Below are 16471 nucleotides of genomic sequence, written 5' to 3' on the forward strand. Positions count from 1 at the left end.
ACGCGCATATGGCGTATCGCGGCCTGTAAGGGTGTACGGGCAGGTGCCTTGTCGGCTAAAGGACTGTGGCACAACGGTGCTCGGCACTCACTCAGCGGTGAAACTCATAGGACGCTGTTGCGGCAGAAAAGTGGGGAAAGAGGAAAAAAGAAGGTACAGCGACGAAGAGAGGTTCGAGTAGCCATCCCCGGTGCTGCCAATGGCCCTGGTGTCGGCCGCGGATCTTTTTGCCGCCTGCTCCCTGCTTACGGACAAGAGCAGGCGGTTTATTTTGTGAGACTGGCACCCCCCCAGGACGCGAATCACACAGTATGTGCGCTAATTAACCACATAAACGGCTAAATGTGAATGTCTTTTGAGTGTTTTTTTATTTGTCATCGAGTGTTTTTTGAGTTTGCCAAGGAAAATCAAACTGATATCACCGCAATAACCGAGGCTTCATCTATAATCCAGCACGGGTCCTCACGCAGGTTTTCCAACGCTCGCGGTTAACAACAAAAAAGCCAAGGTTGTCATGAAGAAAACGCCAAATTACATCGATGCAATCAGCGCGTTGCTCACTCTGAAAGGAGTTGGCGACAGAAAACATGCCTCCACGATGGCCAACATACTGAACCTTCAGTACAACAGCGCCAAACAGAAGCTGGATGGCAAAAGGGGCATCACCCTCGATGAAGTCAAAAAGGTTTTCCAGTATTTCAACGAGCCGTTTGCCGGCCAAAGGACACATAACGGCGTGTTTATCATGAACAGCATTCACAAGCGCTGTAACATTGAGGCCGACGAGCGCCCGGTCACGCAAGCGGACAACGACGAAACTTACGCCTACAAAAAGGACGATCTTTTCATCATCAACACCAATCGGGAATATGCAGCCGATGCCCCGCTGTATAAAGTCAACAAGATAGACTTTCTGCCGGCCCCGCGCATCGCGATCCTGGATAATGACGGCGATATTCTCGAACTGTTGAAGAAGATCGCCAGCCGCTACGGCATCGAGGCTGAGACCTTTCAGACGGCGGACGCCATGCTGGCCGCGCTGGAGCAGCAGTCCTTTGAGGCGTTTATTTTGGACTGGCTGTTGGACTTCGGCGAGACTTCCGAACGCGTGGTGAAGAAAATTAAAGACGCCCTCGATCCGCACGCCCGCATCATCATTCTGACCGGCCAGCTGAATCACTACGAGAAAAACATCGGCGATATGATCCTGCACTATGACGTGCACCTGGTGGAAAAACCGACCAAGCCGCTGATTATCTCTTCGCTATTGCTGTCGAACCTATTCTTTAATTAGTTTGACCGGAATGCGGATCAAAAACGATGAGCCCCCCCCTTCGACGGATTTGACCTTGATGGTGCCTTTCATCGTCGTGACGTAATTTTTGATAATGGTCAGCCCCAGCCCTAATCCCTGCCGCGTCTCCCTTTCTACCCCCTGATTGAACGCCTTATATAACCGATCCAGATTATCGACGTTAAACCCGATGCCGGTGTCTTTTACCCGTAAATACAGATTGCCGTGACACACCTTCACATTGAGGGCGATCGCGCCGTGGTGGGTAAACTTATCCGCGTTGCTGAGCAGGTTGGCCAATATTCGGTAGAGCTTGTATTTATCAGAACCAATCAGGCCGGCATAAGACGAACGGTGGATCACGAGGCGATTGCCTCGCCCGGCGCCGATGCCGGTTACGGCATCGGCCACCACCTCATTCAGCCGGAAGGTGGAAATATTGATTTTAACTTCTCCCATCTCAAGCCGAGAATAATCCATCACCTCGCGCGTTTGTTCGGCGATCTTGTTACCGTGATAGGAGATCAGGCGGGCTTCTTTTTTCAACTCTTCCTGCGCCAGCTCATGTTCCATGATATCCGCGGCAATGACGATGGCCTGGGTCGAGCCGGCGATCTCGTGGTAGATGGAAGAGATAAAGATGTTCTTGTTCTTGATGATCTCTTTCAACGAGAAGGCGTTTCTCAGCACCAGGAACATCATCAGGAACACTAAAATCAGCGAAAAGAGGGCGAACATCTCGGCTTTACTCGAGTTGTCCTGGATGATGCCTTTCACTTCGGTAAAGTTTTTAATCTGTATCCGATAAATAATTTCCTGGATATCGACCAGCGTACCCTCGATATCATCCATATAAGAGAGAATGTCCGCCTTGTTTTTCAGCCCCACCAGCAAGCCGGCAGAAAGATCGTCCAACGTGCGATACTGCTGCTTCAGCAGCGCAACATTTTTGATGAACTCGTCGTCGTAATAAAAAGAGTCGCTGAAGGTCGAACGGCTCTCCAGGATCTGAATCTTCGAGTAGAAGATTTTCTTTTTGATCTGGAAGGCGTCGTAGTCGTTGTTTTCACTGAGCAACAGCGCGATTTTGGTCCTTTCAAACGCCAGAAACAGGATCTCGGCCACCGAGTAGTTGTCCAGATTGGGCTCGATCTGCTTATAGCGCTCTTTTACGCCGCCGAAGTTAATGGCAATCAACAAAATCAATAAGGAGAAGATGGCAACCAACGCGATAAGAGTACCGATCAGTTTTTTGCTCATCTTATTTCAGCTCCAACCGTTTCACTTGCCAGACGGTTTTCGCATTCACATCCAGGTTATTCAGCTCGGTATAACCATCGCGCGGATAAATAATGGCGAACGGCCCCAGCTCACCAACGTCGATCGGCTTGCCGCCGCGCTGGTAGGCGACGATCACACGGTATTTAATCATCTCGTCAATCGGCATCGAATAGGAGTAATCATCCCAGGCGAAAGCGCGCACCGACTGGCCTTTCAGGTGGTAGGCTTTCACTAACTCTGCAAGCTCAACGCCGGTGAACGTATCTTCCGGGGTGAAATTGGTCGAGGTTTTAATCGTGTGATGCGGCATCGCCTCCAGCATCTGCCTGGTTATCTTGATCTTCTCACCATCGAGCGGTTTCAGGTAAAAATAGTCAACGGCCGCATACAGCGGTGCGCTGAACAGCGAAAGCAGCAGTAACGTCATCAATCCTTTGATTGTCATTATTCACCCTCTTTGCGTTTCACCAGTTCGGCCTGGCCGAACTCATCCTGCCCGACCACGGCCCAGCCGTGATGTTGATAAAAGCCTTCGGCTTTGGAGCCCGGATCGGTGGTTAAGTGGATCGCTTCGGCGCCGCGCTCAAACATCCAGGCGGTGACTCGCGCCAACAAGGCGGAGCCGATCCCCTTCGACTGGTATTCCGGCTTCACGAACAGGCCGCCGATCAACGGTTCAGGGATGAATAACCCGAAGCCAACGCCGGCATAGTCGTCGCCATGCTTGCAGATCCAGCCGCCGCCCTGGTTGATGTCCTCCAGCGCCTGCCTGCGCTGCAGATACTGGATCTGATGCGGATGCAGCAGGTTTTCTTCAACGGAAAAGCGGATCTCATACAGGTAAGGCAGGTGTTGTGCCGTCAATTTTTCGAAGGTAATGAGGCTGTCCATGTTCGCACTGTCCTTGGTTGTCTGGTAAAAGCGCCGGTCAATTTCTGCTGTAACCATAGTAGCAAAGTTTGCTCTGCCCCGGCATGAGGCGAAAAAAAACCGCCCCCGAGGGAGCGGTTTATCTGGCAATGGGCCCGGCATGCCGGGCCCGCGGCGCGGATGACGATTACTCGTCGTCGCTGCCGCCCAGGCCTGCGTTGAGCAGCTCGGCCAGGTTCGCGGTCGCTTCTTCCGCGCTGACTTGCGGAACAACCGGCGCTTCGCCCTGAGCACGGCGACGCATGCGATCCTGATGATAAGCGTAACCGGTACCGGCTGGGATCAGACGGCCCACGATGACGTTCTCTTTCAGGCCACGCAGTTCGTCGCGCTTGCCGGCTACGGCAGCTTCGGTCAGAACGCGCGTCGTTTCCTGGAACGATGCGGCGGAGATGAAGGACTCGGTCGCCAAGGATGCCTTGGTGATACCCAGCAGATCGCGCGAGAAGGTTGCCGCGATTTTACCTTCAGCTTCCAGCTGACGGTTGGCAATCTTGACGCGAGACACTTCAGCCTGCTCGCCTTCCAGGAACTCGGAGCCACCAGCGCTAACGATGGTGCCTTTACGCAGCATCTGACGAACGATAACTTCGATGTGCTTATCGTTAATCTTAACGCCTTGCAGACGGTAAACTTCCTGCACTTCGTTGGTGATGTAGCGGGTAACCGCATGCACGCCACGCAGACGCAGAATGTCGTGCGGAGACTCTGGGCCGTCGGAAACGACGTCGCCACGTTCCACCACTTCGCCTTCGAACACGTTGAGCTGACGCCATTTCGGAATCATCTCTTCGTAAGCGTCGCTGCCGTCCAGCGGAGAGATCACCAGGCGACGTTTGCCTTTGGTCTCTTTACCGAACGAGATAATCCCGCTGATTTCAGCCAGGATTGCCGGCTCTTTCGGACGACGTGCTTCGAACAGGTCGGCAACGCGCGGCAGACCACCGGTAATATCCTTGGTACCGCCGGATTCCTGAGGAATACGCGCCAGGGTATCACCCGCACCGATCTGAATGCCGTCTTCCAGCTGAACGATCGCTTTGCCCGGCAGGAAGTATTGGGCAGGCATATCAGTACCTGGGATCAATACGTCTTCGCCCTGAGCGTCAACGATTTTCAGTGCCGGACGCAGGTCTTTACCGCTACCGGTACGCTCTGCGCTGTCCAGAACAACCAGAGAAGACAAACCGGTCAGTTCGTCGGTCTGACGAGTAATCGTCTGGCCGTCGACCATGTCGGCGAAGCGAATGAAGCCGCTGACTTCACTGATGACCGGCATGGTGTGCGGATCCCAGTTAGCGACGGTTTCGCCGCCGTTAACTTCTTCACCGTCGCCTTTGCCCATCACGGCGCCGTAAGGCACCTTGTAGCTTTCTTTGGTACGGCCGAATTCGTCGATCAGTTTCAGTTCGGTGTTACGCGAGGTGATCACCAGCTTGCCTGCGGCGTTCATAACGAACTTCGCGTTGCTCAGCTTGATGCTACCCTTGTTTTTCACCTGAATGCTGGATTCAGCAGCCGCACGAGATGCCGCACCACCGATGTGGAACGTACGCATCGTCAGCTGTGTACCCGGCTCACCGATGGACTGTGCCGCGATAACGCCGATGGCTTCGCCTTTGTTGATGATGTGGCCACGTGCCAGGTCGCGACCATAGCAGTTAGCACACACACCGAAGTCGGTTTCACAGCTCACCACGGAACGGACTTTAACGCTGTCGACAGAGTTCTCTTCCAACAGGTCACACGCCTTCTCGTTCAGCAGGGTGTTGCGTGGCACCAGAATGTCCGCCGTACCCGGCTTGAGGACGTCTTCTGCCGTCACACGGCCCAGAACGCGTTCACGCAGCGGCTCTTTCACGTCGCCACCTTCGATAACCGGAGTCATCAGGATGCCGTCGTGGGTGCCACAGTCGTCTTCGGTCACCACCAGGTCCTGCGCCACGTCAACCAGACGACGGGTCAGATAACCGGAGTTCGCGGTTTTCAGTGCGGTATCCGCCAGACCTTTACGAGCACCGTGGGTGGAGATGAAGTACTGGAGTACGTTCAGACCTTCACGGAAGTTCGCGGTGATTGGCGTTTCGATGATGGAGCCGTCCGGCTTCGCCATCAGACCACGCATACCGGCCAGCTGACGAATCTGAGCGGCGGAACCACGCGCACCGGAGTCGGCCATCATAAAGATGCTGTTGAAGGAAACTTGCTGTTCCACTTCGCCGTCACGGTTAACCACGTCTTCTACCGACAGGTTTTCCATCATCGCTTTCGCAACGCGTTCGTTCGCGGCAGCCCAGATATCGATCACTTTGTTGTAGCGTTCGCCGGCGGTAACCAGACCAGACTGGAACTGCTCCTGGATCTCGGCAACTTCGGTTTCCGCTTCTTCGATGATCTCCGCTTTCTTGGCCGGGATAACCATGTCGTCGATACCTACGGAAGCGCCGGAACGGGCTGCGTAAGCAAAACCGGTGTACATGATCTGGTCAGCAAAGATTACGGTCGGCTTCAGGCCCAGGATGCGGTAACAGGTGTTCAGCATCTTGGAGATCGCTTTCTTGCCCAAAGGCTGGTTAACGATCGCGTACGGCAGACCTTTCGGTACGATCATCCACAGGATGGCGCGGCCGATGGTGGTGTCGATGATGCTGGTCTGAGAAGTCCATTCGCCTTCGGCGTTCTTGACGTCTTCGGTGATACGCACTTTAACGCGTGCATGCAGAGACGCCAGGCCTGCGCGGTAAACGCGCTCAGCTTCTTTGGAACCGTTCAGCACCATGCCTTCGCCCTTGGCGTTAACACAGTCGCGGGTCATGTAGTACAGACCCAGTACAACGTCCTGAGAAGGAACGATGATTGGCTCGCCGTTCGCTGGGGACAGGATGTTGTTGGTGGACATCATCAGCGCACGCGCTTCCAGCTGGGCTTCCAGCGTCAGCGGTACGTGAACGGCCATCTGGTCACCATCGAAGTCGGCGTTATAGGCCGCACAAACCAGCGGGTGCAGCTGGATCGCTTTACCTTCGATCAGAACCGGTTCAAACGCCTGGATACCCAAACGGTGCAGGGTTGGTGCACGGTTCAGCAGTACCGGGTGTTCGCGGATCACTTCGTCCAGGATATCCCAAACGACGGCTTCTTCACGCTCAACCATTTTCTTGGCGGCTTTGATGGTGGTGGCCAGGCCACGCAGCTCCAACTTGCCGTAGATGAACGGTTTGAACAGCTCCAGCGCCATCTTTTTAGGCAGACCGCACTGATGCAGACGCAGGTATGGACCTACGGTGATTACGGAACGGCCGGAGTAGTCAACGCGTTTACCGAGCAGGTTCTGACGGAAACGACCCTGCTTACCTTTGATCATGTCGGCCAAAGATTTCAGAGGACGTTTGTTGGAACCGGTGATGGCACGACCGCGACGGCCGTTATCCAGCAGGGCGTCTACCGCTTCTTGCAGCATACGCTTTTCGTTGCGCACGATGATGTCAGGCGCAGCCAGATCCAGCAGGCGTTTCAGACGGTTGTTACGGTTGATCACGCGGCGATACAGATCGTTCAGATCCGACGTCGCGAAACGGCCGCCATCCAGCGGAACCAGCGGACGCAAATCCGGCGGCAGTACCGGCAGCACGGTCAGGATCATCCACTCCGGCTTGTTACCGGACTGTACGAACGCTTCCAGCAGCTTGATACGCTTGGTCAGCTTCTTGCGCTTGGTTTCGGAGTTGGTTTCGTTCAGCTCTTCACGCAGCTGCTCGCACTCGGCTTCCAGATCCATGTTTTTCAACAGGGCCTGAATGGCTTCCGCACCCATCTTGGCGTCGAATTCGTCACCGAACTCTTCCAGCGCGTCCAGATACTGCTCTTCAGTCAGGATCTGACGGCGCTCGAGGTTGGTCATACCACCTTCGACCACCACATAGGATTCGAAGTACAGTACGCGTTCGATGTCACGCAGCGGCATATCCAGCAGCAAACCGATGCGGGATGGCAGCGATTTCAGGAACCAGATGTGCGCAGTCGGGGAAGCCAGCTCGATGTGGCCCATGCGCTCACGGCGCACTTTGGTCTGGGTCACTTCAACGCCGCACTTCTCACAGATCACGCCGCGGTGTTTCAAGCGCTTGTACTTACCGCACAGGCACTCGTAATCTTTTACCGGCCCGAAGATACGGGCGCAGAAAAGGCCGTCACGCTCTGGTTTGAACGTACGGTAGTTAATGGTTTCCGGCTTCTTAACTTCACCGAACGACCACGAACGGATCATGTCTGGCGAGGCCAGAGCAATCTTGATCGCATCAAACTCTTCGGTCTTAGTTTGCGCTTTCAGAAACTTCAATAAGTCTTTCACGGATTGGCTCCTGTCGGAGTTAAACCTGTTGGGTACCCACAACCGCAGTAGGTACCCGTGTGACCTGAACAACCACCCTCAGGCTCCCTTAGGCGGGGAGCCTGAGCCGGCATGACGATTACTCGTCTTCCAGTTCGATGTTGATGCCGAGCGAGCGGATTTCTTTCAACAGTACGTTGAAGGATTCCGGCATGCCTGGCTCCATCCGGTGGTCGCCATCCACGATGTTTTTGTACATCTTGGTACGGCCGTTAACGTCATCCGACTTAACGGTGAGCATTTCCTGCAGGGTATAAGCCGCGCCGTATGCTTCCAGTGCCCACACTTCCATCTCACCGAAGCGTTGACCACCGAACTGCGCTTTACCACCCAGAGGTTGCTGAGTAACCAAGCTGTAAGAACCGGTTGAACGGGCGTGCATTTTATCGTCAACCAAGTGGTTCAGTTTCAGCATGTACATATAGCCAACAGTAACCTGGCGCTCGAATTGCTCACCGGTACGGCCATCGAACAGCGTGATCTGACCGGAGGTCGGGATACCACCCATTTCCAGCAGCTTCTTGATTTCAGTCTCTTTCGCACCGTCAAACACCGGCGTTGCGATCGGCATACCTTTTTTCAGGTTCTCTGCCAGACGCAGCACTTCGTCGTCGCTGAAGGTGTTCAGGTCAACTTTCTGGCAAACGTCGTCGCCCAGATCGTAGGCCTTCTGGATGAACTCACGCAGCTTGGCCACTTCCTGCTGCTGCTTCAGCATCTGGTTGATCTTCTCACCGATGCCTTTCGCAGCCATACCCAGGTGGGTTTCCAGGATCTGACCGATGTTCATACGTGATGGTACGCCCAGCGGGTTCAGTACGATGTCAACCGGCGTGCCGTTTTCATCGTAAGGCATATCTTCGATCGGGTTGATCTTGGAGATAACACCCTTGTTACCGTGGCGGCCCGCCATCTTGTCACCCGGTTGGATCTGACGTTTAACGGCCAGATAAACCTTGACGATTTTCAGCACGCCCGGCGCCAGATCGTCGCCCTGAGTGATCTTACGACGCTTGGCTTCCAGCTTCTTCTCGAAGTCGGATTTCAGTTCGTCGTACTGCTCAGCCAGCTGCTCCAGCTGGTTTTGCTTCTCTTCGTCGGTCAGGCCCAGTTCCAGCCAGCGATCGCGCGGCAGCTTGCTCAGCTTGTCGGCTTCGATGCCACCGGCAACCAGTACCGCGTGGATACGTGCGAACAGACCGGCTTCCAGGATCTGCAGTTCTTCAGTCAGGTCTTTCTTCGCCTGCTTCAGCTGCATCTCTTCGATTTCCAACGCGCGCTTGTCTTTTTCCACGCCATCGCGGGTGAAGACCTGCACGTCGATAACCGTACCGGAAACGCCGTTCGGTACACGCAGAGAAGAGTCTTTAACGTCAGACGCCTTCTCACCGAAGATCGCACGCAGCAGTTTCTCTTCCGGCGTCAGCTGGGTTTCGCCTTTAGGCGTTACCTTACCGACCAGAATGTCGCCGCCGGTCACTTCAGCACCGATATACACGATACCGGATTCATCCAGCTTGGAGAGCGCAGCTTCACCCACGTTAGGGATGTCGGCGGTGATCTCTTCAGGCCCCAGCTTGGTGTCGCGAGACACGCACGCCAGTTCCTGGATGTGGATGGTGGTGAAGCGATCTTCCTGCACCACGCGCTCGGAGACCAAGATGGAGTCTTCGAAGTTGTAGCCGTTCCAAGGCATGAACGCTACGCGCATGTTCTGGCCCAGTGCCAGTTCGCCCAGGTCTGTCGATGGGCCATCCGCCAGCACGTCGCCGCGCTCGATTGGCTCACCCAGATTCACACACGGCATCTGGTTGATGCAGGTGTTCTGGTTAGAACGGGTGTACTTGGTCAGGTTGTAAATATCGATACCTGCTTCGCCCGGGTACATCTCGTCTTCGTTAACTTTGATAACGATACGGGAAGCATCCACGTACTGGATCACACCGCCGCGTTTGGCAACGGCGGTTACGCCGGAGTCAACCGCTACAGCGCGTTCCATACCGGTACCGACCAGCGGCTTGTCAGCACGCAGGGTTGGTACGGCCTGACGTTGCATGTTCGCACCCATCAATGCACGGTTGGCGTCATCGTGTTCCAGGAATGGAATCAGTGAGGCACCAACGGAAACAACCTGTTGGGTGGATACGTCCATGTAGTCAACCTGGTCGCGGCTGAACAGGCTTGATTCGCCTTTGCTGCGGCAGGTGACCAGGTCTTCTACGAAGCGGCCTTCTTCATCCAGGTTGGAGTTCGCCTGGGCGATAACGAAGTTGCCTTCTTCAATAGCAGACAGGTAGTTGATTTCATCGGTCACCACGCCGTCGCGCACGCGGCGGTACGGGGTTTCCAGGAAGCCATACTCGTTAGTCTGTGCGTACACGGACAGGGAGTTGATCAGACCGATGTTTGGACCTTCCGGCGTTTCGATTGGGCACACGCGGCCGTAGTGGGTCGGGTGTACGTCTCGAACTTCAAAGCCGGCGCGCTCACGGGTCAGACCGCCCGGGCCCAGTGCAGAGATACGACGCTTGTGCGTGATCTCGGACAACGGGTTGTTCTGGTCCATGAACTGGGACAGCTGGCTGGAGCCGAAGAACTCTTTCACCGCCGCCGAAATCGGCTTGGCGTTGATCATGTCCTGAGGCATCAGGGTATCCAGATCGCCCAGAGACAGACGCTCTTTCACCGCACGCTCAACACGCACCAGACCTACGCGGAACTGGTTCTCGGCCATTTCGCCGACGGAGCGGATACGACGGTTGCCCAAGTGGTCGATATCGTCCACTTCGCCCTTGCCGTTACGGATATCGATGAGCTTCTTCATCACTTCGATGATGTCGTCTTTGCTCAGGATGCCCGAACCTTCGATCTCGTCGCGCAGCAGAGAACGGTTGAACTTCATACGGCCAACCGCGGACAGATCGTAGCGGTCTTCGGAGAAGAACAGGTTCTCGAACAGGCTTTCGGCAGCTTCGCGCGTTGGCGGCTCACCAGGACGCATCATGCGGTAGATTTCTACCAGCGAGCTCAGACGATCGTTGGTCGGATCGACACGCAGCGTTTCAGAGATATACGCGCCGTGATCCAGATCGTTGGTGAACAGCGTTTCGATGCGCTTGTGGCCGGACTGGCTCAGCTTGGCCAGCAGATCCAGCGACAGCTCCATGTTGGCTGCGCAGATCAGTTCGCCGGTATTGGTATCGATATAGTCTTTCGCGACCACTTTGCCCGCGATGTACTCTACCGGTACTTCAATGCTCTGAATGTCGTCTTTTTCCAGCTGACGGATATGACGGGCGGTGATACGACGGCCTTTCTCTACGTAGATCTTGCCGTTGGCTTCGATATCGAACGAAGCGGTCTCACCACGCAGGCGCTCAGGCACCAGCTCCATCTGCAGCTTGTTGTCGCGGATTTCGAAGACGATCTTGTCAAAGAACAGGTCGAGGATCTGTTCAGTGGTGTAGTTCAGCGCGCGCAGAATGATGGTCGCAGGCAGTTTGCGGCGACGGTCAATACGCACGAACAGGTTGTCTTTCGGATCGAACTCGAAGTCCAACCATGAACCGCGGTAAGGGATGATGCGTGCGTTGTACAGCACTTTACCCGAGGAGTGGGTTTTACCCTTATCGCTGTCGAAGAATACGCCAGGACTACGGTGCAACTGAGATACGATAACCCTCTCAGTACCGTTGATCACAAAGGTGCCGTTTTCGGTCATGAGCGGAATTTCGCCCATGTAGACTTCTTGTTCCTTGATGTCTTTGACCGTACCTTCAGGCGCTTCGCGCTCATAGATAACCAGGCGCAGTTTTACGCGCAGCGGTGCAGAGAACGTCACACCACGGATCTGGCACTCTTTGACGTCGAAGACCGGCTCACCAAGACGGTAGCTAACGTATTGCAGCTCCGAATTGCCACTGTAGCTCTGGATAGGGAAAACAGAACGGAATGCGGCTTCAAGGCCGTACTGCCCTTCTGGATCTTGCTCGATAAACTTCTGGAACGAGTCAAGCTGGATAGAAAGGAGATATGGTATGTCCAGCACTTGTGGACGTTTACCAAAATCCTTACGAATACGTTTTTTCTCGGTATAGGAGTAAACCATAGGGTTCCTCAGCTCGCTGATCAGTGACCCAATCTGTCCGTCCGATTAGGGACAGTTCATGCAACACCGTTTTGTCGACCGGAAAGCGGGAACACTTTCCGCAATGTCTCTTGCTATCACGCTTAAACCATTTCATCGCGCCTTCCCCCAGAACTCCTGGTAGTGCAAAGACCGCGGTATATTAAGTCGTCAATAGAAACAAACATTGGGAGGCGAAACCAGCAGCCAAACAGTGTGAAACGCTACTGGCGCCCTACAGCGCAAAAAGGCTGGTGACTAAAAAGTCACCAGCCATCAGCCTAAAAGACTAGGCTGCAACCGGAAAGGTTGGCTTATTTAACTTCAACTTCTGCGCCAGCTTCTTCCAGAGATTTTTTCAGAGCTTCTGCGTCATCTTTGCTCACGCCTTCTTTCAGAGCGGCTGGAGCAGATTCAACCAGGTCTTTAGCTTCTTTCAGACCCAGGCCGGTAGCGCCACGTACTGCTTTGATAACAGCAACTTTGTTAGCGCCTGCAGCTTTCAGGATAACGTCGAATTCAGTTTTCTCTTCAGCAGCTTCAGCTGGGCCAGCAGCTACAGCTACAGCAGCAGCAGCAGAAACGCCGAATTTTTCTTCCATAGCGGAAACCAGTTCAACAACGTCCATTACGGACATAGCGGCAACTGCTTCCAGGATTTGGTCTTTAGTGATAGACATAACAATTGTTCCTAAAATTCAGAAATAGTTTAAATACGTTAGCAAAGGCTAAGAAAGAGTGGCTTACGCCGCTTCTTTCTGATCGCGTACTGCAGCCAGAGTGCGAACCAGTTTGCCGGCAGCGGCTTCTTTCATGGTTGCCATCAGGCGTGCGATCGCTTCTTCGTAAGTTGGCAGCGTCGCCAGGCGGTCGATTTGCGCCGCTGGGATCAGCTCACCTTCAAAGGCCGCAGCTTTAACCTCGAATTTTGCATTCGCTTTCGCGAACTCTTTGAACAGACGAGCAGCAGCGCCCGGGTGTTCGTGAGAGAATGCAATCAAGGTTGGACCGACAAACGTGTCTTTCAGGCATTCGAATGGAGTGCCTTCAACTACGCGACGCATCAGGGTGTTGCGAACAACACGCATGTAAACGCCAGCTTCACGACCTGCTTTACGCAGTTCAGTCATTTTATCTACGGTAACGCCGCGGGAATCCGCAACAACCGCAGACAGCGCGCCTTTGGCTACTTCGCTGACTTCAGCAACAATCGCTTGTTTGTCTTGAAGATTTAATGCCATTAGCTTTTTGCTCCTGGATTAGCCGGGGAAAATCCCCCGGAACTCACTTCACTCGGCGCTTTGTAAAACGCCACGCCGAGCGGCTTAACACGGTGAGCAGAATCCAGCAAAGACATTCTTTTATAAAAAAGAAAAATTTTCTTAGGCTCTGTCACCGTCTACGCAGGAAGGATTAAGTATCTCGCGATACACCTGCGGTCTTGGACGGAGGCCTGGATAGGCCAGGCTCCAACCGAAAAATCTTTGTTTTGCCTACGGCATAGCCAATAGCAAAACCTTGGGGCATAAAATTCTAGACAAATCTCGGCCCCAAGTCAAAGCGATAATCGCAAGTGCGATTAGTTCGCTGCGGCAGACAGACCGCTCTGATCGATAGCAACGCCAGCACCCATGGTGGTGGAGAGGCTAACTTTCTTGATGTACATGCCTTTCGCCTGAGAAGGTTTTGCTTTTTTCAGCGCAACCAGCAGGGCTTCCAGGTTTTCTTTCAGTTTGTCTGCGTCGAAATCAACCTTACCGATAGTGGTATGGATGATGCCGTTTTTGTCGTTACGGTAGCGAACCTGACCTGCTTTAGCGTTTTTCACTGCTTCAGCAACGTTCGGAGTAACGGTACCCACTTTCGGGTTTGGCATCAGGCCGCGTGGACCCAGGATCTGGCCCAGTTGACCTACAACGCGCATTGCATCCGGGGAAGCAATAACAACGTCGAAGTTCATTTCGCCTTTCTTGATCTGCTCAGCCAGATCGTCCATACCTACCAGCTCTGCGCCGGCAGCTTTCGCTGCTTCAGCGTTAGCGCCTTGGGTAAATACGGCAACGCGAACGGAACGACCGGTGCCGTGTGGCAGAACGGTAGCGCCACGAACGTTTTGGTCAGATTTACGAGCGTCGATACCGAGGTTAACGGCAACGTCAACGCTTTCTACGAATTTAGCGGTGGCCAGCTCTTTCAGCAGAGCAACAGCTTCAGTGATGTCATACTGTTTAGTAGCATCAACTTTGTCACGGATCACGCGCATGCGCTTGGTCAGCTTAGCCATCTCTTAATCCTCCACTACCAGGCCCATGGAACGAGCGGTACCTTCGATGGAGCGAGTCATCGCTTCAACGTCAGAACCAGTCATGTCCGCAGCTTTGGTTTCTGCGATTTCACGTACCTGAGCACGGGTCACTTTACCTACTTTGTCTTTGTTCGGCTTACCGGAACCAGACTTGATACCAGCCGCTTTTTTCAGCAGAACTGCTGCTGGCGGGGTTTTGGTAACGAAAGTGAAGGAGCGATCAGAATAAACGGTGATAACAACCGGAATTGGCAGACCTTTCTCAACGCTGTCAGTTTTAGCGTTGAATGCCTTACAGAATTCCATGATGTTAACGCCCTGCTGACCCAGAGCTGGACCCACTGGTGGGCTCGGGTTAGCCATACCAGCTGCAACTTGCAGCTTAACGTAGGCTTGTACTTTCTTAGCCATTTAAATTTCCTCGGTTTGGGTAGTATCGCCTCGTGAGAGGCTCCCCGTGTTTAACCTCGCCGGACAGACATCAGGCAAGGCATCTAAAAACAAAAGGCGCGAAATTGTAGTTCAATTTCGCGCCTTTGACAAGCGGCAACGGACCGCTTATTGCTGATTATTCGATCAGCCTTTTTCAACCTGGCTGAAGTCCAGTTCCACCGGCGTTGCACGGCCGAAGATGGAAACGGAAACTTTCAGGCGGCTCTTCTCGTAATCGACTTCTTCGACCACGCCGTTGAAATCGGCAAACGGGCCGTCGTTGACGCGCACCAGCTCGCCCGGTTCGAACAGCGTTTTCGGACGCGGTTTGTCACCGACCTGCTGCAGGCGGTTCATGATCGCATCAACTTCTTTATCGCTGATCGGCGCAGGACGGTCAGACGTACCGCCGATGAACCCCATGACACGCGGTACGCTGCGCACCAGGTGCCAGCTGGCGTCATTCATCACCATCTGCACCAGCACATAGCCAGGGAAGAATTTACGCTCGCTCTTGCGACGCTGGCCACCACGGATTTCAACCACTTCTTCCGTAGGCACCATCACTTCGCCGAACAGCTCTTCCATATCGTGCAGTTTGATGTGTTCACGCAGCGATTGCGCTACGCGACCTTCAAAACCGGAAAACGCCTGAACGACGTACCAACGTTTTTTTGGAGCTTCAGACATTTTAGAACCTCAGGCCAGTAATAAACGACACCAGACGGACCAGAATACCATCCAGCCCCCACAGAATCAGTGACATCACGGCGGTTACCGCGGCAACGATCAACGTGGTGTGTAACGTTTCCTGACGAGTTGGCCAAATCACTTTACGTACTTCGGTACGCGCTTCACGGGCAAACGCAACGGTGGCTTTGCCTTTGGTGGTCATCAGAGCCACTGCACCTGCAACGGCGATGATCAGCACAACTGCCAGCGCGCGCAATGGCAGGCTTAAATCACGGTAGTAATAGTTACCGACAATAGCCACAACCAACAGAACGGCGACGATCAGCCACTTTGCCGCTTCCAGGCCGCGTCCGCTCCCTTGAGCCTCGGTATTCGCACTCATAAACCAACCTGTCACAATGATGATTCAGAACAAACAACTTTGCCTCGCATTGCGAGGCAAACCAAACCGATCGGATACCGCGCGAGCGATATCCCGGTGTTTTACGCCATGACGTATTTCAGTCAATACGGTTTAAGAGCCCATCTCACCAATGATTATGACTGCAAAATCGCTGATGAGATAGGTTCTAGTTCACAGCGTAGAAAAAGGGCATCAAATGATGCCCTTTTACCGCGTGTCGCGTCAAACTTTATCAGCGATTAAGCGATAACTTTAGCAACAACACCAGCGCCTACAGTACGGCCGCCTTCACGGATTGCGAAACGCAGACCGTCGTCCATCGCGATTGGGTGAATCAGGGTTACAACCATGTTCACGTTGTCGCCTGGCATTACCATCTCTACGCCTTCTGGCAGTTCGATGGTACCGGTCACGTCAGTAGTACGGAAGTAGAACTGTGGACGGTAGCCTTTGAAGAATGGCGTGTGACGACCACCTTCATCTTTGCTCAGGATGTACACTTCAGATTCGAACTGGGTGTGTGGCTTGATGGAGCCTGGCTTAGCCAGTACCTGACCACGTTCGATTTCTTCACGTTTGATACCACGCAGCAGAACACCTACGTTCTCACCAGCACG

Annotated in this window: 12 protein-coding genes and 1 pseudogene; 1 reads left to right on the plus strand and 12 read right to left on the minus strand. The window is 53.9% G+C overall.

What is annotated here, in order from left to right; all coding sequences use genetic code 11:
* Window positions 1–514 precede the first annotated feature (514 nt).
* Window positions 515–1294 carry a helix-turn-helix domain-containing protein gene (locus tag GT753_RS24745; RefSeq protein ID WP_031300325.1) on the plus strand — a complete coding sequence of 260 codons (780 nt, stop codon included), beginning with the start codon at window positions 515–517 and terminating at the stop codon, window positions 1292–1294.
* Here the strand turns inward: GT753_RS24745 and GT753_RS24750 are convergent.
* The 12 genes and pseudogenes from GT753_RS24750 to tuf all read right to left on the minus strand — a co-directional run.
* Window positions 1280–2554 carry a sensor histidine kinase KdpD gene (locus GT753_RS24750; protein WP_015376319.1) on the minus strand — a complete coding sequence of 425 codons (1275 nt, stop codon included), beginning with the start codon at window positions 2552–2554 and terminating at the stop codon, window positions 1280–1282. The two genes, GT753_RS24745 and GT753_RS24750, sit on opposite strands and share 15 nt — an antisense overlap.
* Before the next feature lies 1 nt (window position 2555).
* Complete coding sequence (locus GT753_RS24755; protein ID WP_075685743.1) at window positions 2556–3020, minus strand: oxidoreductase; 465 nt, start codon at window positions 3018–3020, stop codon at window positions 2556–2558.
* Window positions 3020–3466 (minus strand): GNAT family N-acetyltransferase, encoded by a 447-nt coding sequence (locus tag GT753_RS24760; RefSeq protein ID WP_016929429.1) that lies wholly within the window; start codon window positions 3464–3466, stop codon window positions 3020–3022. The genes GT753_RS24755 and GT753_RS24760 overlap by 1 nt, the downstream gene beginning before the upstream one ends.
* Window positions 3467–3632: 166 nt before the next feature.
* Window positions 3633–7856, minus strand: coding sequence for a DNA-directed RNA polymerase subunit beta' (rpoC, locus tag GT753_RS24765; protein WP_004929899.1), 4224 nt, complete (start codon window positions 7854–7856; stop codon window positions 3633–3635).
* Between the two features lie 118 nt (window positions 7857–7974).
* Window positions 7975–12003, minus strand: coding sequence for a DNA-directed RNA polymerase subunit beta (gene rpoB, locus GT753_RS24770; protein WP_004929900.1), 4029 nt, complete (start codon window positions 12001–12003; stop codon window positions 7975–7977).
* A 332-nt stretch (window positions 12004–12335) separates the two neighbouring features.
* Window positions 12336–12701 carry a 50S ribosomal protein L7/L12 gene (gene rplL, locus GT753_RS24775; RefSeq protein ID WP_004929903.1) on the minus strand — a complete coding sequence of 122 codons (366 nt, stop codon included), beginning with the start codon at window positions 12699–12701 and terminating at the stop codon, window positions 12336–12338.
* A gap of 63 nt (window positions 12702–12764) precedes the next feature.
* Window positions 12765–13262: a 50S ribosomal protein L10 gene (gene rplJ / locus GT753_RS24780; protein ID WP_004929905.1), complete on the minus strand. Its 498-nt coding sequence runs from the start codon at window positions 13260–13262 to the stop codon at window positions 12765–12767.
* Window positions 13263–13600: 338 nt separating this feature from the next.
* Complete coding sequence (rplA, locus tag GT753_RS24785; RefSeq protein ID WP_004929908.1) at window positions 13601–14305, minus strand: 50S ribosomal protein L1; 705 nt, start codon at window positions 14303–14305, stop codon at window positions 13601–13603.
* A gap of 3 nt (window positions 14306–14308) precedes the next feature.
* Window positions 14309–14737 (minus strand): 50S ribosomal protein L11, encoded by a 429-nt coding sequence (gene rplK, locus GT753_RS24790; RefSeq protein ID WP_015376316.1) that lies wholly within the window; start codon window positions 14735–14737, stop codon window positions 14309–14311.
* A gap of 165 nt (window positions 14738–14902) precedes the next feature.
* Window positions 14903–15448 carry a transcription termination/antitermination protein NusG gene (gene nusG, locus GT753_RS24795; RefSeq protein WP_004929914.1) on the minus strand — a complete coding sequence of 182 codons (546 nt, stop codon included), beginning with the start codon at window positions 15446–15448 and terminating at the stop codon, window positions 14903–14905.
* A gap of 1 nt (window position 15449) precedes the next feature.
* Window positions 15450–15833, minus strand: a complete 384-nt coding sequence (gene secE / locus GT753_RS24800; protein ID WP_004929916.1) for a preprotein translocase subunit SecE — start codon at window positions 15831–15833, stop codon at window positions 15450–15452.
* Window positions 15834–16093: 260 nt separating this feature from the next.
* A pseudogene (gene tuf / locus GT753_RS24805) lies at window positions 16094–16471 on the minus strand (elongation factor Tu); the annotation flags it as partial.

Source organism: Serratia sp. Z4 (assembly GCF_009900725.1).
Classification (GTDB): domain Bacteria; phylum Pseudomonadota; class Gammaproteobacteria; order Enterobacterales; family Enterobacteriaceae; genus Serratia; species Serratia nematodiphila.

Bases quoted from the DNA above. Each gene is read 5' to 3' on its own strand.
- GT753_RS24745 (WP_031300325.1), top strand. From the start codon at position 515: ATGAAGAAAACGCCAAATTACATCGATGCAATCAGCGCGTTGCTCACT.
- GT753_RS24750 (WP_015376319.1), bottom strand. From the start codon at position 2,554: ATGAGCAAAAAACTGATCGGTACTCTTATCGCGTTGGTTGCCATCTTC.
- GT753_RS24755 (WP_075685743.1), bottom strand. From the start codon at position 3,020: ATGACAATCAAAGGATTGATGACGTTACTGCTGCTTTCGCTGTTCAGC.
- GT753_RS24760 (WP_016929429.1), bottom strand. From the start codon at position 3,466: ATGGACAGCCTCATTACCTTCGAAAAATTGACGGCACAACACCTGCCT.
- rpoB (WP_004929900.1), bottom strand. From the start codon at position 12,003: ATGGTTTACTCCTATACCGAGAAAAAACGTATTCGTAAGGATTTTGGT.
- rplL (WP_004929903.1), bottom strand. From the start codon at position 12,701: ATGTCTATCACTAAAGACCAAATCCTGGAAGCAGTTGCCGCTATGTCC.
- rplJ (WP_004929905.1), bottom strand. From the start codon at position 13,262: ATGGCATTAAATCTTCAAGACAAACAAGCGATTGTTGCTGAAGTCAGC.
- rplA (WP_004929908.1), bottom strand. From the start codon at position 14,305: ATGGCTAAGCTGACCAAGCGCATGCGCGTGATCCGTGACAAAGTTGAT.
- rplK (WP_015376316.1), bottom strand. From the start codon at position 14,737: ATGGCTAAGAAAGTACAAGCCTACGTTAAGCTGCAAGTTGCAGCTGGT.
- nusG (WP_004929914.1), bottom strand. From the start codon at position 15,448: ATGTCTGAAGCTCCAAAAAAACGTTGGTACGTCGTTCAGGCGTTTTCC.
- secE (WP_004929916.1), bottom strand. From the start codon at position 15,833: ATGAGTGCGAATACCGAGGCTCAAGGGAGCGGACGCGGCCTGGAAGCG.